Annotated in this window: 29 protein-coding genes; 12 read left to right on the top strand and 17 right to left on the bottom strand. The window is 29.8% G+C overall.

Annotated features, from left to right (window positions below; translation table 11 throughout):
* Nucleotides 1–7: 7 nt before the first annotated feature.
* Both B3N22_RS10360 and B3N22_RS10355 read right to left on the bottom strand, forming a co-directional pair.
* A complete protein-coding gene (locus B3N22_RS10360; RefSeq protein ID WP_286906839.1) occupies nucleotides 8–616 on the bottom strand; it encodes an RnfABCDGE type electron transport complex subunit G in 609 nt (202 codons plus the stop codon).
* 2 nt (nucleotides 617–618) lie between these two features.
* A complete protein-coding gene (locus B3N22_RS10355; protein ID WP_286906838.1) occupies nucleotides 619–1473 on the bottom strand; it encodes an RnfABCDGE type electron transport complex subunit D in 855 nt (284 codons plus the stop codon).
* 361 nt (nucleotides 1474–1834) lie between these two features.
* Between B3N22_RS10355 and B3N22_RS10350 the strand changes: the two genes are divergently transcribed.
* The 3 genes from B3N22_RS10350 (at nucleotide 1835) to B3N22_RS10340 (ending at nucleotide 3439) form a co-directional block, all read left to right on the top strand.
* Nucleotides 1835–2281: a MarR family winged helix-turn-helix transcriptional regulator gene (locus tag B3N22_RS10350; RefSeq protein WP_286906837.1), complete on the top strand. Its 447-nt coding sequence runs from the start codon at nucleotides 1835–1837 to the stop codon at nucleotides 2279–2281.
* Between the two features lie 5 nt (nucleotides 2282–2286).
* Complete coding sequence (locus B3N22_RS10345; RefSeq protein WP_286906836.1) at nucleotides 2287–2847, top strand: flavodoxin family protein; 561 nt, start codon at nucleotides 2287–2289, stop codon at nucleotides 2845–2847.
* 112 nt (nucleotides 2848–2959) lie between these two features.
* On the top strand, nucleotides 2960–3439 hold the full coding sequence (locus B3N22_RS10340; protein ID WP_286906835.1) for an S-ribosylhomocysteine lyase: 480 nt from the start codon (nucleotides 2960–2962) through the stop codon (nucleotides 3437–3439).
* Between the two features lie 70 nt (nucleotides 3440–3509).
* Here B3N22_RS10340 and B3N22_RS10335 read toward each other — a convergent pair whose 3' ends face one another.
* Both B3N22_RS10335 and B3N22_RS10330 read right to left on the bottom strand, forming a co-directional pair.
* Entirely contained in the window at nucleotides 3510–3962 is a 453-nt protein-coding gene (locus B3N22_RS10335; protein ID WP_286906834.1) for a DUF134 domain-containing protein, read from the bottom strand.
* A 76-nt stretch (nucleotides 3963–4038) separates the two neighbouring features.
* Nucleotides 4039–4695, bottom strand: coding sequence for a 4Fe-4S binding protein (locus tag B3N22_RS10330; protein ID WP_286906833.1), 657 nt, complete (start codon nucleotides 4693–4695; stop codon nucleotides 4039–4041).
* A gap of 232 nt (nucleotides 4696–4927) precedes the next feature.
* On the opposite strand from B3N22_RS10330, the gene B3N22_RS10325 reads away from it, so the two are divergent.
* Entirely contained in the window at nucleotides 4928–5284 is a 357-nt protein-coding gene (locus tag B3N22_RS10325; RefSeq protein ID WP_286906832.1) for a NifB/NifX family molybdenum-iron cluster-binding protein, read from the top strand.
* A 126-nt stretch (nucleotides 5285–5410) separates the two neighbouring features.
* On the opposite strand, the gene B3N22_RS10320 is transcribed toward B3N22_RS10325, so the two are convergent.
* The 5 genes from B3N22_RS10320 to B3N22_RS10300 all read right to left on the bottom strand — a co-directional run bounded on the left by B3N22_RS10320 (nucleotide 5411) and on the right by B3N22_RS10300 (nucleotide 10990).
* Nucleotides 5411–6256: a Cof-type HAD-IIB family hydrolase gene (locus tag B3N22_RS10320; protein ID WP_286906831.1), complete on the bottom strand. Its 846-nt coding sequence runs from the start codon at nucleotides 6254–6256 to the stop codon at nucleotides 5411–5413.
* A 242-nt stretch (nucleotides 6257–6498) separates the two neighbouring features.
* The gene (locus B3N22_RS10315) at nucleotides 6499–7206 is read right to left on the bottom strand and encodes a PmeII family type II restriction endonuclease (protein ID WP_286906830.1); all 708 of its coding nucleotides are present in this window, start codon (nucleotides 7204–7206) and stop codon (nucleotides 6499–6501) included.
* 140 nt (nucleotides 7207–7346) lie between these two features.
* Nucleotides 7347–8690 (bottom strand): DNA cytosine methyltransferase, encoded by a 1344-nt coding sequence (locus B3N22_RS10310; RefSeq protein ID WP_286906829.1) that lies wholly within the window; start codon nucleotides 8688–8690, stop codon nucleotides 7347–7349.
* A 294-nt stretch (nucleotides 8691–8984) separates the two neighbouring features.
* Nucleotides 8985–10364: a 6-phospho-beta-glucosidase gene (locus tag B3N22_RS10305; RefSeq protein ID WP_286906828.1), complete on the bottom strand. Its 1380-nt coding sequence runs from the start codon at nucleotides 10362–10364 to the stop codon at nucleotides 8985–8987.
* A gap of 179 nt (nucleotides 10365–10543) precedes the next feature.
* Nucleotides 10544–10990: a hypothetical protein gene (locus tag B3N22_RS10300; RefSeq protein WP_286906827.1), complete on the bottom strand. Its 447-nt coding sequence runs from the start codon at nucleotides 10988–10990 to the stop codon at nucleotides 10544–10546.
* 282 nt (nucleotides 10991–11272) lie between these two features.
* Between B3N22_RS10300 and B3N22_RS10295 the strand changes: the two genes are divergently transcribed.
* Nucleotides 11273–11500 carry a DUF1659 domain-containing protein gene (locus tag B3N22_RS10295; protein WP_286906826.1) on the top strand — a complete coding sequence of 76 codons (228 nt, stop codon included), beginning with the start codon at nucleotides 11273–11275 and terminating at the stop codon, nucleotides 11498–11500.
* A 38-nt stretch (nucleotides 11501–11538) separates the two neighbouring features.
* Entirely contained in the window at nucleotides 11539–11751 is a 213-nt protein-coding gene (locus B3N22_RS10290) for a DUF2922 domain-containing protein (protein WP_286906825.1), read from the top strand.
* 82 nt (nucleotides 11752–11833) lie between these two features.
* Here the strand turns inward: B3N22_RS10290 and B3N22_RS10285 are convergent, their stop codons facing one another.
* Nucleotides 11834–12382, bottom strand: coding sequence for a TetR/AcrR family transcriptional regulator (locus tag B3N22_RS10285; protein ID WP_286906824.1), 549 nt, complete (start codon nucleotides 12380–12382; stop codon nucleotides 11834–11836).
* A gap of 168 nt (nucleotides 12383–12550) precedes the next feature.
* Here B3N22_RS10285 and B3N22_RS10280 point away from each other — a divergent pair, with 168 nt between their 5' ends.
* Nucleotides 12551–13498 carry a ketopantoate reductase family protein gene (locus tag B3N22_RS10280; RefSeq protein WP_286906823.1) on the top strand — a complete coding sequence of 316 codons (948 nt, stop codon included), beginning with the start codon at nucleotides 12551–12553 and terminating at the stop codon, nucleotides 13496–13498.
* Nucleotides 13499–13562: 64 nt separating this feature from the next.
* Here B3N22_RS10280 and B3N22_RS10275 read toward each other — a convergent pair whose 3' ends face one another.
* From B3N22_RS10275 to B3N22_RS10265, 3 genes are all read right to left on the bottom strand, one after another.
* Nucleotides 13563–14411 carry an aldo/keto reductase gene (locus tag B3N22_RS10275; protein ID WP_414632230.1) on the bottom strand — a complete coding sequence of 283 codons (849 nt, stop codon included), beginning with the start codon at nucleotides 14409–14411 and terminating at the stop codon, nucleotides 13563–13565.
* 76 nt (nucleotides 14412–14487) lie between these two features.
* Entirely contained in the window at nucleotides 14488–15627 is a 1140-nt protein-coding gene (locus B3N22_RS10270; protein WP_286906822.1) for a Gfo/Idh/MocA family protein, read from the bottom strand.
* A 199-nt stretch (nucleotides 15628–15826) separates the two neighbouring features.
* A complete protein-coding gene (locus B3N22_RS10265; protein WP_286906821.1) occupies nucleotides 15827–16552 on the bottom strand; it encodes a GntR family transcriptional regulator in 726 nt (241 codons plus the stop codon).
* Nucleotides 16553–16812: 260 nt separating this feature from the next.
* Here B3N22_RS10265 and B3N22_RS10260 point away from each other — a divergent pair, with 260 nt between their 5' ends.
* Genes B3N22_RS10260 through B3N22_RS10250 form a run of 3 tightly spaced genes read left to right on the top strand, consistent with a single transcriptional unit; the run spans nucleotide 16813 to nucleotide 18905 of the window.
* Nucleotides 16813–17499, top strand: coding sequence for a triose-phosphate isomerase (locus tag B3N22_RS10260; protein ID WP_286906819.1), 687 nt, complete (start codon nucleotides 16813–16815; stop codon nucleotides 17497–17499).
* Between the two features lie 11 nt (nucleotides 17500–17510).
* Nucleotides 17511–18032, top strand: a complete 522-nt coding sequence (locus tag B3N22_RS10255) for a YjbQ family protein (RefSeq protein ID WP_286906817.1) — start codon at nucleotides 17511–17513, stop codon at nucleotides 18030–18032.
* 24 nt (nucleotides 18033–18056) lie between these two features.
* Complete coding sequence (locus tag B3N22_RS10250; RefSeq protein ID WP_286906816.1) at nucleotides 18057–18905, top strand: class II fructose-bisphosphate aldolase; 849 nt, start codon at nucleotides 18057–18059, stop codon at nucleotides 18903–18905.
* Between the two features lie 47 nt (nucleotides 18906–18952).
* Here B3N22_RS10250 and B3N22_RS10245 read toward each other — a convergent pair whose 3' ends face one another.
* From B3N22_RS10245 to B3N22_RS10235, 3 genes are all read right to left on the bottom strand, one after another.
* On the bottom strand, nucleotides 18953–20620 hold the full coding sequence (locus B3N22_RS10245) for an AAA family ATPase (RefSeq protein WP_286906814.1): 1668 nt from the start codon (nucleotides 20618–20620) through the stop codon (nucleotides 18953–18955).
* 169 nt (nucleotides 20621–20789) lie between these two features.
* Nucleotides 20790–22205 carry a beta-barrel domain-containing protein gene (locus B3N22_RS10240; RefSeq protein ID WP_286906813.1) on the bottom strand — a complete coding sequence of 472 codons (1416 nt, stop codon included), beginning with the start codon at nucleotides 22203–22205 and terminating at the stop codon, nucleotides 20790–20792.
* Complete coding sequence (locus B3N22_RS10235; protein WP_286906812.1) at nucleotides 22195–24411, bottom strand: peptidase domain-containing ABC transporter; 2217 nt, start codon at nucleotides 24409–24411, stop codon at nucleotides 22195–22197. The genes B3N22_RS10240 and B3N22_RS10235 overlap by 11 nt, the downstream gene beginning before the upstream one ends.
* Nucleotides 24412–24836: 425 nt before the next feature.
* Between B3N22_RS10235 and B3N22_RS10230 the strand changes: the two genes are divergently transcribed.
* Nucleotides 24837–25025: a hypothetical protein gene (locus B3N22_RS10230; RefSeq protein WP_286906811.1), complete on the top strand. Its 189-nt coding sequence runs from the start codon at nucleotides 24837–24839 to the stop codon at nucleotides 25023–25025.
* A 50-nt stretch (nucleotides 25026–25075) separates the two neighbouring features.
* Here B3N22_RS10230 and B3N22_RS10225 read toward each other — a convergent pair whose 3' ends face one another.
* Complete coding sequence (locus B3N22_RS10225; protein ID WP_286906810.1) at nucleotides 25076–25372, bottom strand: hypothetical protein; 297 nt, start codon at nucleotides 25370–25372, stop codon at nucleotides 25076–25078.
* Nucleotides 25373–25664: 292 nt separating this feature from the next.
* Here B3N22_RS10225 and B3N22_RS10220 point away from each other — a divergent pair, with 292 nt between their 5' ends.
* A complete protein-coding gene (locus tag B3N22_RS10220; protein WP_286906809.1) occupies nucleotides 25665–26132 on the top strand; it encodes a GyrI-like domain-containing protein in 468 nt (155 codons plus the stop codon).
* Nucleotides 26133–26158: the final 26 nt, after the last annotated feature.

Below are 26158 nucleotides of genomic sequence, written 5' to 3'. Positions count from 1 at the left end.
ACTCCTCCTAACTTTCTGATGCTCCAGAATTTGCATCTGTTCCATTTTCCTCAATAGGTGCATCTCCTTGAATATTAACTCTATAATAATTAATTGCTTCATTTACAGCTGTTCCTACTGCTTTTGAAGATATGGTTGCACCAGTTACTCCTTCAACTTCACCTTCACTAGCTGGAGAAGTCTTAACCATACTAATTCCCTTATCTATAGGTACATCCTTAAATCTTGATGTAAACTTCTCTTCATCTATTTTAGCTCCTAACCCTGGGGTTTCAGAGTGAGATATAACCTTAAGACCTGTCATTTTTCCTTCATTTGATATTGCAATCATAAGGTCAACTGGACCATGAAAGCCTTTGGTATTTACTTTAAATAAATATCCAACTCCCTCGGAACCATTTTTTCCTTCAAGAACTTCTAAAATATTCCCCTCTAACTTTTTATCTGTTTCTTCAACAGAAGTTGCTAAAGGCATAATTAATGCTAAGTCTTCTTTATTTAGTTTAGAATTTTCTGCAATTGCATCTTTAGTAACACCATTTGCCAATCCTAAAAGAACTCCTGCTATAGACGTAATTATTGCTAAAATAATCCCTAACTTAAAATTCTCTTTCATATTTATGCTACCTCCTTTATAGGCTTTCTTTTAGTAACATAATCAATTACTGGAGTTAACAAGTTTATAATTATAATTGCATAATAAGGACCATCTGGGTTATATCCATAGATCATAATTATGCTTGCAAGCATAGCTGTAAGCGCTCCAAAAATTACTTGTCCAAGTTTTTCCTTTGGTGTGGTTACGTGATCATTAGCCATAAACACTGCTGATAATACTACTGCCCCGTTTATAACATTTGTATAATCACCAAGAAAATATCCTTCTCTTGAAAATACCCAGTTAAATAAAGCAAAAAATGCTAAATAACTTAAAGTGCTTCTATAACTAATAACACCTCTAACTAATAGATAAATAAATCCTACTAATAAAGCTAATACAGAAACCTCGCCTAGATTTCCACTAGCTGCTCCTAAGAATTTATCCATTAAGCTAGCAGCTTGTACCGTTTCTCCACCTGATGGTTTAGCTATAATTGCTGCCCAAGATGTAATTAAAAACACCTTTCCAACTGCAGCTGGGTTCATAAAATTTCCTCCATATCCTCCAAAGAAACTTTTAACAAAGATATTAGAAAATATAGCCCCTATTACAACTATCCATATTGGAAGATGGCTTGGCAGAATCAAAGAAAATAATAATCCTGTAACTACTGAACTTAGATCCTTTAATTTTAACTTCTTATCTCTTCCATAGTTCCAAATAACTTCACATAAAATCGAGGTTATAACTGATGCTAATATTATTTTTACAGCATCAAACTTATAAAAATACATACTTGCAGCAACTGTAGGCAAAGTTGCTATAATTACTTCAACCATAGTTTTGTTCTTTAAATTTAGATTGTTTGACAAATTATTCATCCTCTCTTTATAGATAAGTTTTTAAGTACATAAAGCAGCTGTCATTTTTTTATCGGCTTGCACTTTTTTGTATACGTTCATTTTCATTTTAAGAAAAAACTAGTTTTTCCTTGATAAAAAAAAAACAAACCGTTTCCTAATCGTCTGGGCTCTCCCCCCTGAGTAGCCCAGACGACTTGAAAACAGTTTCCTGCTCAACCGATATGTTCATATTTATTTCATAATAATATTATCATAACGTATCTTCTCTGTCAAAAAGTTGTTAGTTGTAAGTTATATTGACTTAATACATACTAAAATATAAAATAGTACTATATAGTACTATTTTATATTTATTATATGGAGGGACATTATGCGTGCTAAAATAGGTGGTTTGCTAATTAGTAAAATTAATTTTTTATCAGGAAGAACCTTCTCAAAAATAATCAATAATAGAAAAAAATTAGAAATAAATAACTCTCAAGGAAGAATATTATTTGTATTAAGTAAATTTAAAGAGATGAATATAAATAGTTTGGGTGATGAATTATCTTTAAGTAAATCAACCCTTACTAGTATGTTAGATAGACTAGAAAAATCAGGTTATATTAAAAAGAACTTAAGTACCGTAGATAAGCGAGAAACATTGATAAATATAACTAAAAAAGGTGAAGGCGTTGCAAAAGCTTATGATCATATTATAGAAGAAATGACTGAAATTTATTATAAAGATTTCAATGAAGAGGAAATATATGAGTTTGAGATGTATTTAGAAAAGATTTATTCAAATTTAAAAAATGCTAACATTGATAAGGAGTAAATAATATGGCTAAAGTAGTTGCTTTTATAGGAAGCGCAAGAAAAAACGGTAATGTAGATACAATTGTGCAAGAGATAATAAATGGAATTGAATATAAAAATGTAACTGTAAAAAAGTTTTACTTAAACAATATGAATATAAAAGGCTGCCAAGGCTGTTTATATTGTAGAAAAGTACATAATTGCTCTATAAAAGACGATATGCAAGAAGTATATGAAGAGATAAAAAAAGCGGAATATATAATAATAGGATCTCCAGTATATATATGTCAGGTATCAGCACAGACTAAACTTCTTTTAGATAGATTATACCCCCTAACTGAAATTAATAAATCAAAGCATACTCCTAGATTTGGTAGAAAAAAGTTAATCATGGTATATACACAGGCTGCTCCATTTCCGTTTTTATTTAGAAAGTATTTTAAGTATTTAGCAAAACATTTAAAGGGGATGGGTCTAGATCATTATAAAACATTAATAGCTACTAGGATGTTCGAAAGAAACTCAGCAAAAGAGAATAAAAAGCTTCTAAAGAAAGCTTTTGCTATAGGCGCTTCTTTAATGTAAATCAAAGCATAATTTATATATATTCTTAATATTATTCACAATGAAATTAATAATGTTATAATATATTATAATATTAAAGTTAAGCTGTTTTTAAAGCAGAGGAGGCAATATAATGGAAAAAATCGCAAGTTTTACAATTAATCATTTAGAATTATATCCTGGAGTATATGTTTCAAGAAAAGACAATGTAGGTGGAAGTGTTGTTACTACTTTTGATATCAGAATGACAAGACCTAATTTTGAACCAGTTATGAATACAGCTGAAATGCATGCTATTGAACATTTAGGTGCCACATATTTAAGAAATCATGCTGATTTTGGATCAAAAATTGTTTATTTTGGTCCTATGGGTTGTAGAACAGGTTTTTATCTACTACTAAATGGAGATTATGCTTCAAAAGACATAGTTGATTTATTAACTGGTTTATATAAATTTATTGCAGATTTTGAGGGAGAAATTCCTGGAGCATCTGCAAGAGACTGTGGAAACTATCTTGATATGAATCTACCTATGGCTAAGTATTTAGGAAAGAAATTCCTTAATGAAGTTCTTCTAAATATCAGTGACAAGAATTTAAATTACCTAGAATAATAGCATTTAAATAAAGAGTAGTAATAGCTTTAACTTCTATTACTACTCTTTATATTAAGTTTGATAGAACTTAATTTGTTTCTTCACAGCATTTTTTGCAAGTATCCATCTTTTTTAAACATGCAACTTTTTCTGACTTACAGTTAGGACAATTAAACTTATCTTCACTACTATTTACTTCATAATTGCTCCCACAATCAAAACACTTATACTTGCAAGACTTTCTAATATAATTTCCTCCACTTATTTTTATTGCCTTACCCTCTATTAAAGCCATAGCCACCTTTTTTCTTGCATTATTTATAATATTTTGAAAGGTCGGCCTAGATATCTGCATTTTTTCAGCACATTCTTCTTGACTTAAATTCTCAATATCCTTTAATCTCATTGCTTCAAGTTCTTCTATTTTTAAAATAATTTCCTCAACTTCTGATTTAGCTCTACACTTCATTTTTTTACATGGTGCAAAGTAATCATCTTCTGGAAAAAACTCTACAGTTCTATACTTTGTTGGTCTAACCATCATTTACCCCCTCAAGACAATAGATGTTTGTTAACTTAATTATATATAACTACCTATAAATCTTCAAATATATAAACTATTTTATAGTAATTTTATTATATCCTATTGCTTTTTTAGGACATACGTTAACACACTGACCACACTGTATACAATCTGGATGACTTAATATATCATCTTTATAATCATAGGGAACCAATCCTAATGGACACTTCTTTTCACATAACTTACAAGATACACAAGAAGCTGATACCTGTAATACATTTTTGCTTTTTCTAAATTTAGATATAATAGAAGCCAAAGTTCCCATAGGACAGAAATTACACCAAGTTCTATGATTATATCTTAAAGACAATACTATTCCTATTATTGTTGCTATAAAAATAATCCTATAAAACACCATTCCAATCCCATATAAATTCCCCCAACTTTTTTTGATTCCTAGAGTAAACATAGTCATCATAATTATAAATACTAAAGCTCTAAAGTAATAAGACTTTAAAAATTTAGGTGCCTTTTTGTTATTACTAAATTTTGAAACTACATTATCATAAAAATTTCCTCTTGGACACAAATTACCACACCAATATCTCCCTCTAAATACAGAAACAATCCCAGGTGCAATCATGCAAATAGCTGCTATAACAGCAAATCTTAAATCCACTAACCCTACTATAAAAAATCCTATTAATACTAGAAACGAATATTTTTTCCACCAGTTAAAGATGCTTTTCATTTATTACCCCCACTTATTACATTTTCTTATATTTTATAAAATATAAACATTTATTTCTGTGATTTAATTACTTATCCACATCAAATACAAATAAATATTTTTCATATTTTACCTTATTTTCAAATCATTATTGACATATGACAATAACAAGTTTAATATAATTATTAATGGCATATGACAATAACTTTTTTTTGTTTTATGTATTTTATTAAGTTTTATGGAGGTATATTTTATGAAAATAGCATTACCATCTCGTAATAACTCTATCGATGACCACTTTGGTCACTGTGAATATTACACTATCTTTACTATTAATAATGATACTAAAGAAATACTCTCTTCTGAGATTCTACAGTCTCCTAAAGGTTGTGGTTGTAAATCAAACATTTCTACAAAACTTTCTGATATGGGTGTTGAAGTTCTACTTGCTGGTAACATGGGTGAAGGAGCATTAAAAACTTTAAATAATGCTGGAATAGAAGTTTTACGTGGTTGCTCTGGAAATGTACAAGAAGTTGCTCAAAAGTGGCTTGATGGTTCTCTAATTTCTTCTTCTGAACTATGCCACCATCATGATTGTCAAAGCTAGCAAACAAAAACATTAAACTTAAATATATTAAAAAGAGTAGCACTGGACTAAATAAATTCCATTACTACTCTTTACATTTTACAACTCTATAAATAAATTTTTAGTAACTTTATATCTAAAAGTCTACTAAATTAATCCAAGTTTTTTGAAACTATTATAAATACCACCTTCATCGTGAGTATCTGTAATTTCATCAGCAATTTCTTTTAAACCTGGTTTTGCATTTCCCATTGCAATCCCTAAATTACAAAACTCAAACATTTCTACATCATTCATTCCATCCCCAAAAGCTATGGTATCTTTAACATCAATGTTTAAATGCTCTAAAAGAGTTTCGATGGCGGTTGCCTTATGCACCTCTGGAACTCCAAGCTCTCCACTATCATCTCCAAACATTGGAACTGTACAATGAATAACTTCAAACTCATTTTTAAATTCATCTCTAATCTGTTCAAAAGTAATTCCTTTAGGTTCTAAGAAACAAGCTTTATTAACATCATTCCTATATAAATCTTGTCCACTAATTAATGCTTCAATAAAATGATTTGGATTATTTTCTTTTTTATGTTTTGCAGTTGGATCACTTTCTATATCTCCATAAATAAGTCTTTCTAACTCTGGAATTAAATTTTCACTTGCATATAATCCACCATTAGATTCAATATAAAAATCCACTTTATGTTCTGTAAAAAAGTCAACTAAATGCTTAACATACTCTTCACTAACTTTTTTATGATAAAGCATTTCTTCACCAATCTCTACAAAACCACCACCAGCTCCGATTATTCCATCAAAACCTATTTCCATTATAAAGTCATAAATTTCTGCTTTTGAACGTCCTGTACATAGATAAACTACATGTCCATTTTTTCTTGCTTCTTTTATAGCTACAGCCGCAGATTCAGGTACTAAACCTTCATCATTACACAAAGTTCCATCAACATCTATAAATATCATCTTTCTATCTGTCATAGACCCACCTCATAATTATAAGAATTTTTAAGTACATTATATTATAATTATAAAGCATAAAAGGACTTGTTGTTTTCTAAAAATGAAATCTTATTATATTGATTTCTAAAACTTTCTATAGTATCCTTTGTTTCTTAAACCACAATTAAGTGAGGTATTTTATGATTAAAATTGATTGGAAGCCTGATAAAACTTCAGGAACATCTTTATATAAATCATAACCTTAATAAGGTAAATTTAGACTAATATAAACCATTCTCCTCTATTTCTTCGGTTAATTCTTTTATTACTTTCTTAACTAACTTGCTACTATCCTCTTCAATAGCTAATTCTCCAATAGCATTTATTAGTTCATTATAAAAATTTTCGTCTCCAGTTAACCTATGCCAAAAGTCTTGTCCAACAATTACTGGATATGTTTCATTCACCTTTTTATAATGTACACTTAATTGTTTTTCAGTTCCGTAAAACACTCCAACAATTAAATCATCTACATCTATCCTTAGCCCATTTGTACGTGCAAGATTTTTAACAGCTTTAAAGTGATTAGTAATAGTTTCAACATCGTCTTTATTAATAGTATTGGGTCCAGACTTAATCTGGCAATATTTTCTTCGTCTGTCTATGTGATCGATAAATTCTATATCTATACCTGATGTTGTTGATGCAAAACCACCTAAAACATAGCTGCAAAATTTCTGCATATTATTACCAAAAGTTGTGGTGATTGAGGTTCCTAAAACTCTTGGATATATTAAAGCTTTTGCTAAACTCTCTGCATCATCGCTACCAGTTAAATAATTAGCTAGGTAACTTACCAAGAAAGGATTAACATTAAAGTTTTTTAGTTTCTTACATTTCTTCGTATTTCTTTTATGACTTTCAATAACTGATTCTTTAAAAAATTCTTTTGCCTTATTTAAAATTTGTTCTTTTTCATTTTTGTCCATATAAGTCTCCCCATTTCTACAATATCTCTTATATTATAGCATACTCTGTAATTTATTACGTATTTTATAAATACCAAGTTCATTAAAAAAGCACTCAAAAGAGAGTGCTTAATATCTAACTATAAAATACATCTTTTACTTTATTCAATTTGATTCAAAGTATTTACGATTGCTAAACCTATGACTTTTGCAAATTTTACTGGTACAGCATTACCTATTTGTTTATATTGCGCTCCTATAGAACCTATAAAATTCCACTCATCAGGGAAACTTTGTATTCTGGCGTACTCCCTAACAGTGAATGGTCTTGTTTCCTCTGGATGGCATCTTTCTGTCTGTTTCTGTGCAGGACTACATGTTAAAGTTAAACATGGCTCATTCCAAGCTATTCTTCTTGCCATTCCAGTTCTTCCACCACCAGAATAATAGCTTTTTCCCATATAATCCATAGCTACTTCTTTAGGTAAATCTCTCCAATACCCCCCTGGTGGAACAAGCTCTAATACTTTTTTCTTAGTTTCAGGATATTTAATACCTACAGAAGTTGGAACATCAATAAGTACATCTTTTAACTTAGGAATATAATCAAATGCTTTTGGATATTTAAAAGATATGTTTTCAATATCATTTCTTATTCCTATAATAATTATACGTTGTCTTTTTTGAGCAACACCATAATTCATGGAATTCAAAACTTTGTAATCAACTCTATAACCAATTTCTTCAAATACATTTTTCATTGTTTGTAAAGTCTTACCACCATCATGAGATACTAATCCCTTAACATTTTCAGCTATAAACATTTTAGGCATCAAATCTCTTAATATAGCTGCATAGTAATAAAACATAGTTCCTCTAACATCCTCTAACCCCAGCTTTTTACCAGCATAACTAAAAGCTTGGCAAGGATATCCACCTGAAAGTAAGTCTATTTCAATATCATTATCTATATAATTTCTAATTCCTCTTTCTGCAACTGTTACAATACTCTCCTCTATTATATTCCAATTAGGTCTATTTGCCCTTAATGTATTACAACAGTTCTTATCCACTTCTATTAGTCCTGCTGTATTAAATCCAGCTTCTTCTAATCCTAAAGCCAAACCACCTCCACCAGCAAACAACTCTAACACATTATACTCTCTTCTAGGTACAATATTAGAAATGTCTACATCATCATCAATTAATGTTTGAATGATATAATTCTCATATTCTTCATTAATAGAACTTTCTTTAATATTTTCATATGCACAATCATCAACTTTTATCAATTCTTCAAAATCAAGAATATCTAAAAGCTCGACTCCTAATATCTCACAAAACGATCTCACATTACTTTTAATAGGATCAAATCTACTAGATAACATAACAGATAGCTGATTTTTTGTAATTCCTAGAAGTTTTGCTAGTTCTGTTTGCGTTGATATATTTTTTTCCTTCATAACTTTTCTAACTTTTTCTTTGTTTATCTTCAAGTCATTCATAAAATCCGCTCCTAAAACCATAATTGAGTTATGAAAATATATTAACAAATCAATATGGTTTTGTAAATACGAACATGGAATATTTAAATAATTTTTTTTTAAAAGTCAACTAAATAGTCCTTCTCATATTCAAATATATAATTTAAGAAATTTTTATCATATCTCATGTAATTTCTTTGATTAAGCTTTCGCATAACAAAATAAAGCAGAAAGTCCGTTAGATTAGTTTAAGAAAAAAGTAAGGTAGATCATTTGATCTACCTTACTTTTTATATTTTTTAATTAGTAAACTAATTAATCTATACTTCCAGCTATCTCATCTTTAACAGTTACTCCTGCTGCTTCTAATTCAGCTATTTTAGCAGCAAATTGAGGTAAGTGTTTTTTATGAGCAATTAAAAGTTCATCCATTACACGTTTAGCAGTTTTTCCACTTGGAATTTGTGGATTTAGGAAGAACGCTTGCATAAGTAGACCATAGTCTCCAGTAACAGCAGCTTCACATACACAAAGTTCCATGTTCTTCATAACTTGCAACCATCCACGTTCTGCTGGTGCTAAAGGTCCAAATGCTATTGGTAAAGCTCCACTTGCAGAAATATAAGCAGAAACTTCTACAACACAATCTGCTGGAAGATCTGGAACAGATCCATTATTTTGAGTAGAAACAACAATATGTTGTTTTTTGTCTCCATATATAGATGCTATAGTTTCACAAGCAGCATCTGAATAGTGAGTACCACCACGTTTAGTTAATTGTTCTGGTTTATAGTTTAAGTTTGGATCTTTATAAAGTTCAAATAACTCAGCTTCAGTTACTTTAACTTGTTGAGCTCTAGTTCCAACCCCATTGTATTCTTCTAAACCATGTTCTAACATTTCTTCTTGTAAATAGTAGTATCTATGATATCCACAAGGGATTAATTGCATTTGATCTATTTGTTCTCTCATAAATGGAACAGCATGGATATTCTTTGGAATTCCAGAATCCTCACTGTACATTTTATCAATGATTTCTGCAGTAACATTTTTACCATTATCATCAAAAACTTTGTGCCAATGGAAATGATTTAATCCAGCAAATTTGTAAGTTAAATCATCTAATGTTTTACCTATCATTCCAGGTTCATGCATCATAGCTCCAACTGGTACATTACAAAGTCCTATAACCTTATCCCATTTACCATATCTAACTACAGCTTCTGTTACCATTCCACTTGGATTTGTAAAGTTAACTAACCAAGCATTCGGACAAAGTTCTTTCATATCCTCAACTATGTCTAAAATTATTGGAATTGTTCTTAGAGCCTTAAATATACCACCAGCTCCATTTGTTTCTTGTCCTAATAATCCATGAGAGAAAGGAATTCTTTCATCTTTTATACGGGCATTTAATAAACCAACTCTGAATTGAGTTGTAACGAAATCAGCATCTTTTAATGCTTCTCTTCTATCTAAAGTTAAGTGAACTTTAACATCATATGGTGATGCATCCCACATACGTTGAGCCATAGTACCAACTATTTCTAACTTTTCTTTTCCTGCTTCTACATCAACTAACCAAATTTCTCTAATTGGTAACTCTTCGTACCTCTTTATAAAACCCTCCATTAATTCTGGAGTGTAACTGCTTCCTCCCCCAATTGTAACAATTTTAACTGGCTTCTTATCCATTGTTAATCCTCCTTAAATTTTAAATAACTTATAATATTACAATAGTACAGTTTTAAAATCCATTCAATAGATTTTCATTTTATGAAAATGTTTTTAGAATTAATCTTTAACAACTTATATATCGTATACATTTAATATGTGCAACTTTTATTCATAGATATATAATTACTTCCCCTTTATTATTCTTTCCTACCTAAATATAATTTACTTTTCTCATCCTCAGTTGCACGATTAAAATAATCTCGAATAACTATATCAAGTATTGTACTCATATGAATATCTACATCTTCACTCATTCCTTTGAGCTGATTGAGCATTCTAACAGTTGATTTTCTCATCATATATGTTCTTTTTACATCAAATTCCTCTCCATCTATTGCAGGAGTCTTGCGTTTTCCTCTATTTATTTTTCTAACTTCAAAATCTTTTTCTTCTTTATTTATTAAAACTGTTTCTTTTTTACTCTTAGAAGTTACCTCTTCATACCTAGAACTTATAAGTTCATTTATTACTTCCCCGTCAATCTCTTCCTCATCAGTCCACTCTATATTAATAGAGTCTTTTTCATCGTCTTCTTTTAGTATTTCATCAACCTCATGAGCTGATAACTTTACTTTTTCAGCCATAAATATCACCTCTTGTTAAAATAATATTCTACCAAAACTTAAAAGATTCAATTTTTCAGCTGGATATCTGGATTTCTGGATATCTGGTTATCCAGTTATCTGGATTTCTGGTTATATGGTTATATGGTTATTAAACATAATCTTAAAATAAATTTATTTAACCTAGTATTCCACAAGGCTTTCTCACTATTTTTCCACATTCGATTTTTTTTGATAAATTGTGACCAAATTTTATTTTTATTCATATAGTAAAGAGTAATAAATTATTAGGAGTTGATAAAAATGTCAATAGAAAAGATAGCAACTTCATCTCAATTTACTGTCGAAGTTGAAAATGGAGTTAATAAGTCAGGAGAAATTATTTATAGAAAGCTTAATTTTTCTGGTCTAAGACCTGATTATAATGTAGATGCCCTTTATGCGCTTGCAGAAGCTATAAGAGGTATTTTATCTAATGATACCAGAGATGCCTTAGTATTTGACGTATCTAAAATAGTTAAAAATGACTAGATATATTAAAAATATTAAATTAGAAAGGTGGGTTGTATATGAGCTTCACTCTATCGTTGAGTTTTATCACCTCCAATGGTTCAAAATCTTCTATATCTATAGCTGGTGTTAGAGAAAATATAACTAAAGCTGAAGTAGAAAATTTAATGAATCTTATTATAGATAATAACTTCTTTGAAACAAAAAACGGATCTTTAGTTGCAATTAATTCTGCTAAAGTAGTCAAAAAAGAAGAAGATACTATAATTTAGTAAAAAGAGAGTTCAGCAAAAATTAATGCTGAACTCTTTTAATTAATATGTCTTTTTATTAATAACCTCTCTACCATTGCTCTTATGGAAGCATTTTATTTCTCTCAAGTAATTGACATACTTGCTCTGTAACATCTTTAGCTGAATACGGCATAGAATTTGTAATCCACCATACCATTACCCCAACTGCTCCTGAAGCTATAAATTGCATAAGTACCTCATTTTGCATCATGTTCTTTGTGTAGCTTATATTCAATTGCTTTTCAATACTTAATAATAATATATCCATTAGTTTATTACGAAAGGCCGTTACACCATTGTTAATAAGCAAAGTTTTGTACAAAAAAGCATTCTCTTCAATATATTTAAAAGTATTTTCAATTGATTCTCTTGGTGATAGCCTCTCAGTCATTCCTATTTCACAATGCTTTGCTAACTCAGTTAAAGATGCTTCAACACATTGATTAAGTAGATCATATTTATCCACAAAATGTAAATAAATAGTCCCTCTATTCACATTAGCCTGTTCTGCAATTTCATTAATTGTGATTTTTTCAAACTCTTTCTCAGACATTAATCCAACTAATGTTTCCATTATAACTTTTCTTGTTTTCTGTATGCGCCTATCCATTGTTCTCTCCTTAAAACAAAACTTACTCAACATCTTCTCTTAATTTGTTCAATTATCAACAAACTCCATATCTTTAATTATTGATAAATAAAACAGCTGTGCTAAACTAATTATATCGAACATATGTTGATTAATCAACAATAATTGATTTTAAGGAGATATGAATTTATGAAAATTTTAATATTTGGACGTGGAGTTATTTCAACACAATATGCTTGGGCATTAGAGAAAGCGGGACACACAGTTGAATTTTATGTACGACCAGGAAGAAAAATGCAATATGGTTCCAAAATAAATTTGAATATTATTGATGGAAGAACTAAACCAAGAGTTAATGTTAATGAAAAATGGTCTGTAACATTTATAGAGGATTTTAGTGCTGATCATGACTACGACTTAATTATATTGAGCTTAAACCATAATCAGGTTTCTGAAGCAGCTAAATTTCTAGCCCCTCGTATTGGGAAAGCTACTGTTTTAGTATTTAATAATTTTTGGGAAGAACCACTGAAAGCTATTGCACCTCTTCCACTTAATCAAATAGTATGGGGTTTTCCAGGCGGCGGTGGTGGCTTTTATGAAAATAATGTTCTAAAAGGTGGCTTTATGAAAATAATCTATCTAGGTCATGTAGATAATCATACTAATTCAGAAAGATATAAAGTTGTCTACTCTATGTTTAAAAGTGCGGGATTTAATATTAACGAGAAAAAAGACCTAAAAAGTTGGTTATGGTTTCATTTTGCTATGAATACTGGAATGGCAGCAGTAGCATTAAAGGTTGGTGGTTATTCAAATCTAATGGACTCTCCATCATATTTTAAAGAAAGTGTTTTGGTTATGCGTGAAATGTTACCTTTGTTGAAAGCTAAAGGAGATAAAACCAGTTTAGTAAGTCGTATAATGCTTTATTTACCTGCTGGTTTAACGGGATTTGTATTACAAAAAGCAACAGCTAAAGGTACATTTGCAAGACACATAATGGACCAAGCTGAAAACAGTGGTCACACTGCTTATGATTTAACAGCTTTATATCCTCGTGATGTTTTAGCAGAAGCTCGTTTACTTGGAGTTTCAATGCCTAAACTTGAATCCTTGGAACCATATTTTAAATAATTATATAAATAAAGAGCTCAGAATTTTCTTGAGCTCTTCTAATTTATATATTTTTTTTACTTTTCTAAAACTTAACCTCATCTGGATTCATTCCTGATCCACCACAATACTCCATAGAACTAATTGTGGACATATCCTCATCTGAAATAACAAAATCAAATATCTCAGTATTTTCTTTAATACGAGAAGGAGTAACTGACTTTGGTAAAGGAAGCACTTCATTTTGAAGGCCCCAACGTATACAAAGTTGTGCTACAGATTTATTATATTTAGCTGCAATTTCTTTAAGTGTTTCATTTGATAACATTCTTCCTGTACCAAGTGGACTCCATGCTTCAACTAGCATGTTATGTTTTTTGCAGTAATCCACAGTCTCCCTCTGCATTTGACCTGGATGAAATTCTATTTGATTAATCATTGGTGGAATTTCAGTTTTCATAAGTGACTTCAGATGATGTGGTAAAAAGTTTGATACACCAATTGCACGAATTTTTCCTTCTTTATAAAGCTGAGTCATTGCACGCCATGTTTCAAGATTAAGTTCATCCCAATTTGAAAATTGTTTTGAGTTTGCAGGCCAATGAATTAGGTATAAATCAAGATAATCTAATCCTAAATCAGAAAGTGTTTTATTAAATGCAGCTATGGTTTTCTCATAACCACGATCTTTATTCCATACTTTACTTGTAACAAAAAGTTCTTCACGTGGTACCTTACTTTCAGCAATTCCTGTACCAACACTTTTTTCATTACCATAAACCGCTGCAGTATCAATATGTTTGTATCCAAAGCTAAGAGCTGCTTTTACAGAACTAACTGCTGTATCTCCATCTGGTGTCTGCCAGGTTCCAAATCCAACACATGGAATTTTATATCCATTACTAAGTATAAAACTATCGTTCATTTTGTTCATTTATATCATCCTCCAACCTTATTATATATTGATTTATACGCTTATAATACTAGTTTATCATAATAAAGGATCTTTATTATATAATTAAAACACTCTCTTGATTTCTACCAAAATAATTATCTAAATATCCTTCTGGCAATACAGGTAATAACTCAAACTCAGTTTCCATAGTCTGCACTTGTCCTGTTTCCGTACATTTAATAATACCATTTAAAATTTCTACCCCATGACATCCCATATCAATATTGGCACGATGTGGTCTATCTTTTCTCATAGCCCATGCCATTTCTGCAACTCCAAGACCTCTTGAATTCTCACTATATCCATAACAATTAGGTATTTCAATGGATTCTTTCATTCCTTTTTTCTGTAATAATACCTTTCCTCCGAATTTATCAGGGTCTGGAATATTTAGAATTCCCTCCGTACCATAAATAGTTAACACTGGTACTTGTGGCCATATGGTATTTGACGTGAAGTTCATTGTTCCATATACTCCACTTTTAAACTTCATATTTGATATCATTACGTTTTCACTTTCAATCATGAAAGTTTCACCAAAGCTAGGTAATGATGGATTCTCTACTGTATGTTCTGGGGTTGTATTGCAAGCAAATCCACTAACCTTTTCAACAGGTCCTAAAATACTAAGTAATGCTGTAATATAATAAATACCAACATTAAAACCTATGCCTCCCCCCTTTGCCGTATGAAATGCTCCTGGATAATATAAAAACTCCATATCACGATTTACTGCTGCATGGCATGAAACAATCTTTCCTATTCCACCACTATCAATGACCTTACGAGCTGTCTGTATAGCTGCACCAAAAAATGTATCAGGTGCACACCCAATTCTTAAGTTTTGCTTATTCGCAATCTCCTTAAGTTCAAGAGCATCTTTTAAATCTGGAGTTATAACTTTTTCAGTATATACATTTTTTCCAGCTTCTAAGGATTTCTTTATTACTTCATAATGAGCTGTCACAGGAGTTAGGTTTACAACCAACTCAATTTCAGGATCATTTAAAATATCATTAATAGACATAGCTTTTATTCCAAATTCCCTTGCTTTTTCCTCAGCCCTTTGAAGACTTAAGGCTCCACACCCAATTACATCTAAGATTTCAAACCTATTAATCATATTGACTAAATATATACCACTTATTTTTCCACAACCTATAACAGCAGTTTTAACTTTTTGAAATTGTTTCATTCTTCTCCTCCTCTATTTTCTTTCTTACTTATCTATCAGCAACCACTATGCCAAGATTTAGGCCACTTATAAAGTTCTATATTCTTAATTTAACTTATGTATTTTCCCTATTTCGGTGTAATAAAAAAAGCCCTCAAAAAGTATTTATGTGCTTTACTTCTTGAAGGCTTTTTAAAGCACATAGGTGATGTGCTTTGTTCTATTCTTTTTTAGATATTATTTTAAATGTACTTTTATAAGCATCTGATTTAGAAGTTGCATATTGAATGATATTCCCCTCTTTATCGTAGGTAGTAATACGGGTAATAGATATAGGATCATTTTCTTTTAGATTAAGATAAGTAGCTTCTTGAATATCAGCTTTTCTTATCTCTATATTTTTTTCTTCTTTATATGGAGTTACATTATGCTCCTCAAGTGTTCTAAAAAGATTATGTTCTGTAAAATCAATGTCAATTAATTTAGGACATATTTTTAATGGAATATAATCATCTGCTAGAGAATACAAATCATCATTAACATATCTAACTCTCTTTAAGTGAAATACTAAATCAGTTTCTAAAATATTTAGATAAGATGCTACATTGGACTTTGGGAATTCAACAGCTTGTTTAAGTACACGATTTTTAGTGAATTTCCCTGCAGAACTTAAAATACTAGATAATCCAAGTCCATTATTATTAGAATCTGAATAATCTATTGGAACTTTATTTCCTATGTAAAAGGTTCCTTTTCCTTGAATTCTTACAATTATATTCTCATCCTCTAATTTTTCTAATGCTTTTCTAATGGTTGGTCTACTTACATTAAACATATTAGATAAATCTCGTTCACCTGGTAATGGTGAATAATATTCAAATTTAGAAAAATAGGCTATCATTTCATCCTGAATCTCCAAATGTAGCGGAGTACCTGTTCTCTTCATACAAAATCGGCCCCTTTCTATTAATTAAAATCATCTATCTTAAAATTTATTTTCACTTAATAATAATATATTTAAGAAAAATCATCAAGTAAAAGACCTTTCTTGTTTACCAGTGGTAATAATTATACTCCACTTGTCACTTTATCTCAAGTCCTAAAATTTATAATATTTTCTATTTTCATATTGATGACCATTTTTACCTATGGTACAATTATTTTACCAGTGGTAAGTATATAAATTAAAGGAGGGTCTATAAATTTATGAAAATAAGAACACCATTTTTAGTTGTAAATCCAAAATCCTATCTTTACGGAAAACGTTCTCTAGATTTAGCATTAGCTGCTGACAAAATAGCTAAAGAAACAGGTATAGAAATGTTCTTTACATGTCCATTTGCAGATATTCGTTATATTAGCGAAAATACTACTAACGTAATTGTAACTGCTCAACATATGGAATCCTTAAAACCAGGGCGTGGAATGGGACATGTATTACCAGAGTCATTAAAGGAAGCTGGTGCAAAAGCTGTGTTTTTAAACCATGCTGAGAATCCAATGACTGTAGCTGAACTTTCTAAGACAATTGAACGGGCACGTGAACTTGATATGGCAACTATAGTATGTGCTGATTCTGTTTCTGAAGCTGTTGCACTTTCTAAGTTTAATCCAGATATAATCTTAGCTGAACCTACAGAATTAATTGGAACAGGTAAAACAGCAGATAACAGTTATGTAATAGAAACTACTGAGAAGATTAGAGAGATAAGCCCTAATACATTAGTTATGATAGCTTCAGGGGTTACCACTGCTGAGGATGTTTATAACGTAATTAAGCTTGGAGCTGATGGTACTGGCGGAACAAATGGTATTTTAGGTGCTCCAGACCCTAAAAAGCGTATAGACGAATGGGCTGAGGCAATGCTTAAAGCAATAAAAGATAAGGAATAGGGGATTATAGTATGAGCATTTATAAAGAACAAATAAGTTTAACATCTCACGGAGAAACACCAAGTTTTTTTGATATTACTCCACAAGTAAGAGGAGCAATAAAGAAAAGTAACATACAAAATGGTATCTGTGTTGTAATTTCTCCACACACTACCTGTTCAGTATTCTTTGAAGAATTTGTTCATGATTACACTGAAAATGGGGATGAGTTTCTTCAAGTAGATTTAAATGATGTACTAAAAAAAATAATTCCAGATAATGTTGCACTTGGACAATACAATTATCCTGGGGAAGAGCATTATAAAGCTGTTGAATCATGGCCAGATGCCTTAAGTTATCTTCCAAATGGAGATCGTTCTGCGCTATTTAACTGTGATGCACATTTAAAAGCAACTCTTCTTGGCTCTAGTGAAACTTTTGAAGTTGATAATGGAGACTTAGGAGTTGGTACAACAGGCTATGTTTATTTCGTGGACTTTGATCGTACAAGATCTCGTACTCGTAAATGTAAAATTATAATAATGGGTGAATAATTTATTTAAGATGGAGGGAGAAAAATGTTAGTTAATTCAAAAGAAATATTATTGAATGCTAAAAAAAATAACTATGGAGTTCCAGCACCTGATTTTTTAGATTTAGATTCTGCTAGAACCTTTGTTGAAGTTGCAGAAGAATATAATAGACCTATTATCCTATCATTTGCTCAAGCACATCGTAATATAATTTCTCTAGAAGAAGCAGCTATTGTAGGAAAATTCATGGCTGAAAGCGTTAAGGTTCCAATAGTTTTACATCTTGACCACGGCGAAGATATAGAATACATTAAGCGAGCTATTGATCTAGGTTTTACTTCTGTAATGATAGATGCATCTATGGATAGTTTTGAGGAAAATGTACGTAAAACAAAAGAAGTTGTTGAGCTTGCACATCCAAAAGGTATAACAGTTGAAGCTGAGATTGGACATGTTGGCCAGGGAGAAATTATTGGACAAGGTGAAGGTCAAAGCGGAACTTCTTCCATATATACAACAGTTGAAGAAGCCGTGTCTTTTGTTAATCAAACTGGTGTAGACTCTTTAGCAGTTTCTATAGGAACATCCCACGGAGTTTATAAAGGTAATAAGAATCCTGAAATAAATTTTGAAAGACTAAATGAATTAGCAAAAGCTATAGAAGTTCCATTAGTTCTCCATGGAGGTTCAGGAACAGGAGATGACAATCTTCATAGATGTGCAACAGGAGGTATCTCTAAAATTAATGTTTTTACTGACTTTTTAGTAGGTGCAATGAAGGAAATTGATGAGGTAAAACCATCAGATTTTATAGCATTAAAAAAAGCTTCCAATGAAGGCATGGCAAAAATTCTTAGACATTATTTTAGGGTGTTTTCGAAGGAATATAAATAATATATATACTATTAATAAATCCAGTAGATAAAAAATACCTACTGGATTTATTTAATATATATTTGTTTTCCCTTAAACACTATAGCTAATTCTTTTATATTTTTTATTCCTCTCTGTTCCAATGTACTGGAATACTTCTTTTCAGCAATTTGCTTTAAAGCTTCATCTGCTGTTTCTTCTAATGTCTCTTCATCATCTGGATCTAGCTTTTTAAATTCTATAACAATTCCAAGTTTATTAATATCTTTGGGAATTATCATTACATCATATCTGCCATAACCACTTTCTCTATTTGATAAAACCTCGTGGGTATCATTTAAAGAGATTAACATCCCTAATACGAAAGCATGATATACCTTTTCTCCTTCATAACCACCTACATCAAAATAACTTATACTTTTTAGAACAAATTGCTTTAATAATTTGCCAAATATTTTAATATCCCCAGTTACAAGACTATTAATCATAATATCATAAGTTTCTTTAGTAATTGTAGCCTTAAACCAACTTTCTATTATATTTCTATATAGACTTTTTACTTCTCTATTAGGAATTCTTAGCTCATAGAATATATCTTCATCTTTTCTATAAGCTTCTTTTGCTTTAAGATATCCTGTAAATAATAAAAAACTCCATAGATTATCAGTAGATTTTTCAATGTCACCCATAACTATATTTTCATCTATTATTTTAGTTATAGGGCTTCCAGTTATCAAAGCTTCCAAATCCTTTTTTACCTCTTCTGAACCTTTAGATAAAAGTATATTAACTAAATCATTTGAACTACTATTTACCCAATATGGTCTTAAGCCTAATTTAGGACTTGACAAATAATTTAATATTGACCATGGATTATAGATTGTCGTCTCTCCAAAGTAATAACCATTGTACCAATCTCGTATATTGTTAAGCTCTTCTTTTATATTATAATCAAAAACTAATTGTTGAATTTCTAAATCAGTAAATCCAAATTTATCAGAAAGATTGTAACTTAGTATGCTTTCTACTTTAAGGTTGTTTAATCCTGAGAATATTGATTCTCTAGCCACTCTAAGTATTCCTGTAATCATTGCTTTTTGTAAAGAACTATTATCCTTAAATGCACCACTTAGTAAATTCCTCATAAACTCTATAGCTTCATTGTAATAGTTGTTTACATATGCTGCTTGAATTGGCACATCGTATTCATCTATTAAAATTATCACTTTTTCATTATAGTAAGTATAAATATATTCAGATAACTTCTTAAGAGCGGCTGATAATTCTATTATAGAAGCCTTTTTGTTAATAACAGAATTATAATATTGCCTATCTATTTCATGAAGCTTAGTATTACTTAAGCAATATTCATGGTCAATAAAAAGTTTACTGAATAACTCACCTAAACTTTCTCTTAAATACTCAAAAGAACTATGCTTTTCATCCTTAAAACTTAAGTATATAACTGGATATTTCCCCTGAAGATACATAATATCCTTATGACTTTCTATGTTAAGACCTTGAAAAAGATAACTATTATCTTCGCTGCTATTTTCAAAGAAATACTTTAACATACTCATGTTAAGAGTTTTTCCAAATCGTCTTGGTCTTGGGACTAATATTGTTTCTCCATCACTTTCCCAAAACTCTTTTATTAATAAAGTTTTATCAACAAATAAATAATCCTCACCTCTTAATTTTTTAAAATCACTTATTCCTATTGGTATTTTCTTCATTAATATCACCTGCCTTAATTAAGTTCTACGGCTTACATACTAGCTCTAGAAATACATCTTTAAGTCATCTAATCTATCATCTATATTAACCATAAGTTCGCTTTTTTTGCTTATTATTATCTCCTAATTATATCACAAAAATATTGATAATAATCACTTATCACCTATCTTATTCCAGTATATTAATCTTTTCTAAGAAGTATCTTAAATAAGATACTCTTCTATTTACTATCTTTCCTTCTACTATCATTCCAGGTTTTATTTCTGATTTTTCTCCTTTTTTATTTGTTAAAAAATTAGTATTTATATAGGTCTCTGCTGTATAATAGCTTGATCCATCTTTCTGATTTACTTTTGAATCTGCACTTATTTTTTCAACAGTTCCTTTAAGAATACCGTAGTCCTTTTGTGGTAAACCTGCAAATGCTATATTTATAGTTTGTCCTTCTTTTACATTTCCAAAGTCTTGATTTTGTATATATATTTCAAGTTTATAGTTTGAAGTATCTTGTGGAATAATTGATGCTATTTCTGTACCACTTTGTATATAGTTTCCTACCTTTACTGGAGTTATTATATTTAGTATCCCATCACTTTCAGCTTTTACAGTTGAAGCTTCAATTTTACTTTTTAAGCTTTCAATGTTTACATTTATTTCAGTTTTACTACTTTCTAAAGCTTTTATACTATCATCTATTTGAGATATATACTGCTCTTTAGTAGTATTACTAGTGCTTCCACTTATATTAGCTTCTTCAATCTTTTGTTTTGTTTGAGATATAGTGCTTAAGACACTCATCTTCTGATTATTTTTATATTTTTCCAAAGCTTGTTTACTACTATCTAAAGTATCTTGAGCTGATTTTATTTGCTCTTCTAATACACCTTCCTGCTTTTTTAGTTTATTTAAAGTATCTTCATTACTTTTTATTGTGTTGTTTAAATCATTAATATTATAAGCATAGTCCTCATATTGATAATACATAGAATTTGATTTATCAAAGTAATTTTTACCCTCATCCATAGATTTTAATAATAGATTTAAGTCTGATATACTTTTATTCAAAGAGTCAACTTGGCTTTGAATTAACTCTTTTTGTTTTCCTGCATCATTTTTACTAGATATATAAAGTTCGTATTTTTGGTAGTATTCTTTTTCGCTTTCACTGCTACTGTCAAAGTAGTTATTATTATCTAAAATAGATTTCTTTAATTTCTCATAGTTATTTATACTATTATTTTTATCTTCGATAGTTTTATCTAATGCAGCTTTCTGAACCTTAAGCTCCTCAGAATCTATAGTTAGAAGTATATCTCCTTTTTTAACTTCCATACCTTCAGCTATATTCAATTCTGTAATACTACCCATACTCTTATTGGCTACTTTTATTATTTCATTGTTAGGTCTAACCATACCACTAGCTTTTATTGTTATCTCTTTATCTGCAACAGCCGACCATATTATAGTTATAGTTAATAATGAAATAATAATATACATCATATACATAGTAAATCCTTTTGGTCTTGAGTTCATAATTTCTCTACTATCTGTAATATCATTAAGATTTTCTATACTATATCTCATTACTATCTCTCCCTTCAGTTGCTGCAACTTCCTCATAACTAACAGGTATCTGCTGACTCCATAAGTTATAATAATATCCTCTGGAATTCATTAATTCCTCATGGGTTCCATATTCAGCTACATGACCCTTATCAATTACATATATTCTATCGCACCTCATTATGGTACTTAATCTATGAGCTATTATCACTGTAGTAACATTTTTTGTACATTCCTCTATAGTTCTTTCTATAGCTTTTTCTGTAATAGAATCAAGATTTGATGTAGCTTCATCCATTATAAGTATTTCTGGTTTTCTAAGTAAGGCCCTAGCTATAGCTAATCTTTGCCTTTGTCCTCCAGATAGATTGGTAGCATTTTCTTCAAGCATAGTATCATATCTTGTAGGTAAGTTATTTATAAACTCATGAATCTGAGCGTATTTACAGATTTCTATAATTTCTTCATAAGTAGCATCAGGATTCGCAAACTGTAAATTTTCTTTAATTGTTCCTGAAAAGAAAAATGCATCTTGAGAAATATAAGCTATTTTATCTCTTAGAGTTTCTCTATTTATATCTTTGATATTATAAGAATTTAAGATTACCTCTCCCTTTTCGCATTGATAAAAATTCATAAGAAGCTTTGCTATAGTAGTTTTCCCTGAACCACTTTCCCCTACTAAGGCTATCTTTTCTCCTTTTCCTATCTTCATATTGATATCATTTAAAATAAGCTGTCTAGTTCCATATCTAAAATCTACATTTTGCAGGATAATCTCTCCATTTAGTGTAGTTGGATTTATTTTTTTGTCTTCGTCTACTGATTTTTCAGCTTCTAAGTCAAGGATTTCTCCTAATCTATCAGCAGCCACCATAGCACTTTGAAGGGTAGGCTGTAAATTTATCATTCTTTCTATCGGTTCTATAAAATAAGCTAGTAAAGCATTAAAGCTAATTAATGAACCTATTGTTATATCTCCTTTTATAACCAAATAAGCTCCCATCCAAAGGACTGCTATACCAAATACACCTTTTACTGTTCCTTTTATAGAGCCTTGTAGATTATTAACGAAGCCATACTTAAAAACACTTTTTATAAGTCTTATAAATTTCTTTTCTGTTTCTAGATTTACTTTTCTTTCCCCATTAAAAGCTTTTACGGTCTCAATACCATTTAAGGATTCAACTAAATATGAGGTTAGTTTAGCATTATCCTCCATAGTATCTCTATTCACATCTTCTATAGGTTTCTTAAATACAAAAACTAATAGTATATAAATAACTATAGGTATAAAACATAAGAAAAACATCTTTGAATTTTGTTTAAATAATATTGCCCCACCAGCTATAGCCATTAATGTGTCAATCATTAAGGTTAGCGTTGCTGAAGATATAGCATCCCTTATTTTACTAGCATCATTAAATCTTGAAATTATTTCCCCTACTTTTCTAGTTCCAAAGAAATTCATAGGAAGACTAATTACATGATTGTAATATCCAAGTAGTAAAGGTATATCTATATTCTGTGATAAGTGTATTAGAAGCATCGTTCTAAAGAACTCAGTTAAAATCTTGAAAACAGCCAGTCCTATCATGGCTAAAGAAATAACTAATAAACTATTATCTAATGTATTAGGTAATATATCATCTAAAAGAAATTTAAAATAAAAAGAACCTATAATTCCAAGTAAAGTTATTAAAATAGATGATATAAATATATTAACTAAAAGGTTCTTTTGAACCTTAATAAGCCCCCAAAATCTTTGAAATAATCCTTTAGTTTCATCACCTTTTTCAAAGCTTGCAGAAGGAACCATTAAAATTAAAACACCTGTCCATATTTTATAAAAATCCTCTGGTTTCATTTTAACTATACCTTTAGCGGGATCTGCTATTATAATTTCTTCCTTGGTTACCTTATGTATAACTACATAATGAAGAAGGGATCCATCCACAATAACATGAGCTATAGCTGGTTTAGGATACTCAGAAAAAATATCCTCTACCTTAGAAGCCTTAACTCCTTTAGCTGTAAAACCTAAAGTTTCTGCTGCCTTAATAACTCCATATGCAGAAGTTCCATGTGTATCTGTTCCTGCTACTTCCCTTATCTTAGAAATAGGAATCTTAAGACCATATTGCTTAGATATAGTAGCTAAACAAGCTGCCCCACAATCCTTAATATCATGCTGTTTTATACAAACATACTTTTTTAATATCCTCATATTATCCTCCCAATACTTTTAATGTTATCAAGTTTCACTTATCTAGGGTAGTGCCAATGTTATCTCTACCCTAAAGGAGAGAGTTACAGTGGCTAGACATCAGGAAAATCAATGACACTATAAATTTAACATAATTAATGTATTTAACGGATAATATTTCCTAAACGTTTATTTTTTAATCCTGAACGTATTTTTGTACGATAAAAAATTACGTTTATGCTTGTTTTTGATCTTTTAGGATAAAAATGTAATTTTGTATTTTTATACTGATATAATGATTACATAATCTTTGATTTCATTTACTGAGAACTCAAGATTGATTTTCTTAAAAATATCTTAGTCTTTATATAATTAGCTAATAGCTTCACGAGCTCAAAGAAGTTTATTATAAAATAATTAATACAAACTAGAAGGGGACTTTTCAAATGATTGAATTAAATTTAGAAGAATTGAATAATATAGACGGAGGAAATTTGCTTAATACTGCATGGGAAATATTTAGTATAATGGCAGACCCATGGTATTATGTTGGTCCGAACTTTTCTAATAATGGTACTGATATGGGTCACAGCTATTATCAAGATGTTTATAACCATGCTCACGGCATTAACTAATACACTTATTTCCCTTAAAATATATTAATAATAAAAAAAGTACTGTGAATTTATACCTTTTCACAGTACTTTTCTATCTTATAATAAGAAATTAATACATTCGTTTGATTAGTAGGTATAAATAAATCTAGTCCCTCCTGATTCTCATCTGGTAAAAAATATTTTTTGTTGAATTTTTTAATTATCCATCCTGTAATTCCAACTGGAATAAAACCAAAGCTACCTTTATTAAAAGATTTATTACTTGGTAAATATCCATTGCTAAATATAGATTGTATTAAGTTCATAATAGGACATGTTTCTATAATTTTAACTCTATAAAACTTTTCTTCATTAAAGAAATTCATAAAAATCACCTCATATTTAAATTTAAAAATTACTAAATAATATTATACTAGTAACATAATTATTTAAGTCTTATGTGTAAATAAAATTTATTATACTAGTAGTTTATCACAATAGTACCATTGTATATTAAATTTTTCCTAAACGTCCACTTTTTTATCATAAACGTATTTTTGTAAAATAAAAAATTACGATTATGCACATTTTTTAGTCTTTTAGGATAAAAATGTAATTTTGTCCTTCTATGCTGATATAATGATTACATAATCTTTGATTTTACTAGGAGATGATGAAATGATAACTTTAGATAATGAATTAGAATTTGAAAACTTACTCTCTTTTAGAAGTAAAGTTACTCAACAAGAGCTTCAAGAAGAAATGAAAAGTATAGAACTTTTTATGAAAACCAATAGCTTAAAAAAAGTTGGTCCTACCATAACAACTACCTATGCTATTCAACAAGCTATGATTCCTACTATGGACATAGAAGTATTAATTCCAATAGAGGGACAACCTGTTTCTAATAATAGATATATATTTAAAGATAAATTTAGATTAGTTAATGCTTTAAAGATTTCTCATAAAGGAAATCCTGTCTTGCTTCAACAGACTGTCAGTGAAGTTCAAAAATTTATACAAGATAAAAAATTGCAACCCATAACTTCTTTATATAATGTAACTATTAAAGAAGCTAAAACACCAGAAGAAATAAACAATGTACAAATTGATATGTACATTGGAGTTAATCCAAATATTATCTAATTTTAGTTAATACTCTCCTTAGAAGG

Source organism: Clostridium sp. UBA1652, from assembly GCF_002320975.1.
In the GTDB taxonomy this organism is placed as follows: domain Bacteria; phylum Bacillota; class Clostridia; order Clostridiales; family Clostridiaceae; genus Clostridium_T; species Clostridium_T intestinale.
Note: the sequence above shows the minus strand (reverse complement) of the source record. Positions and strands in the feature narration are given on the sequence as shown.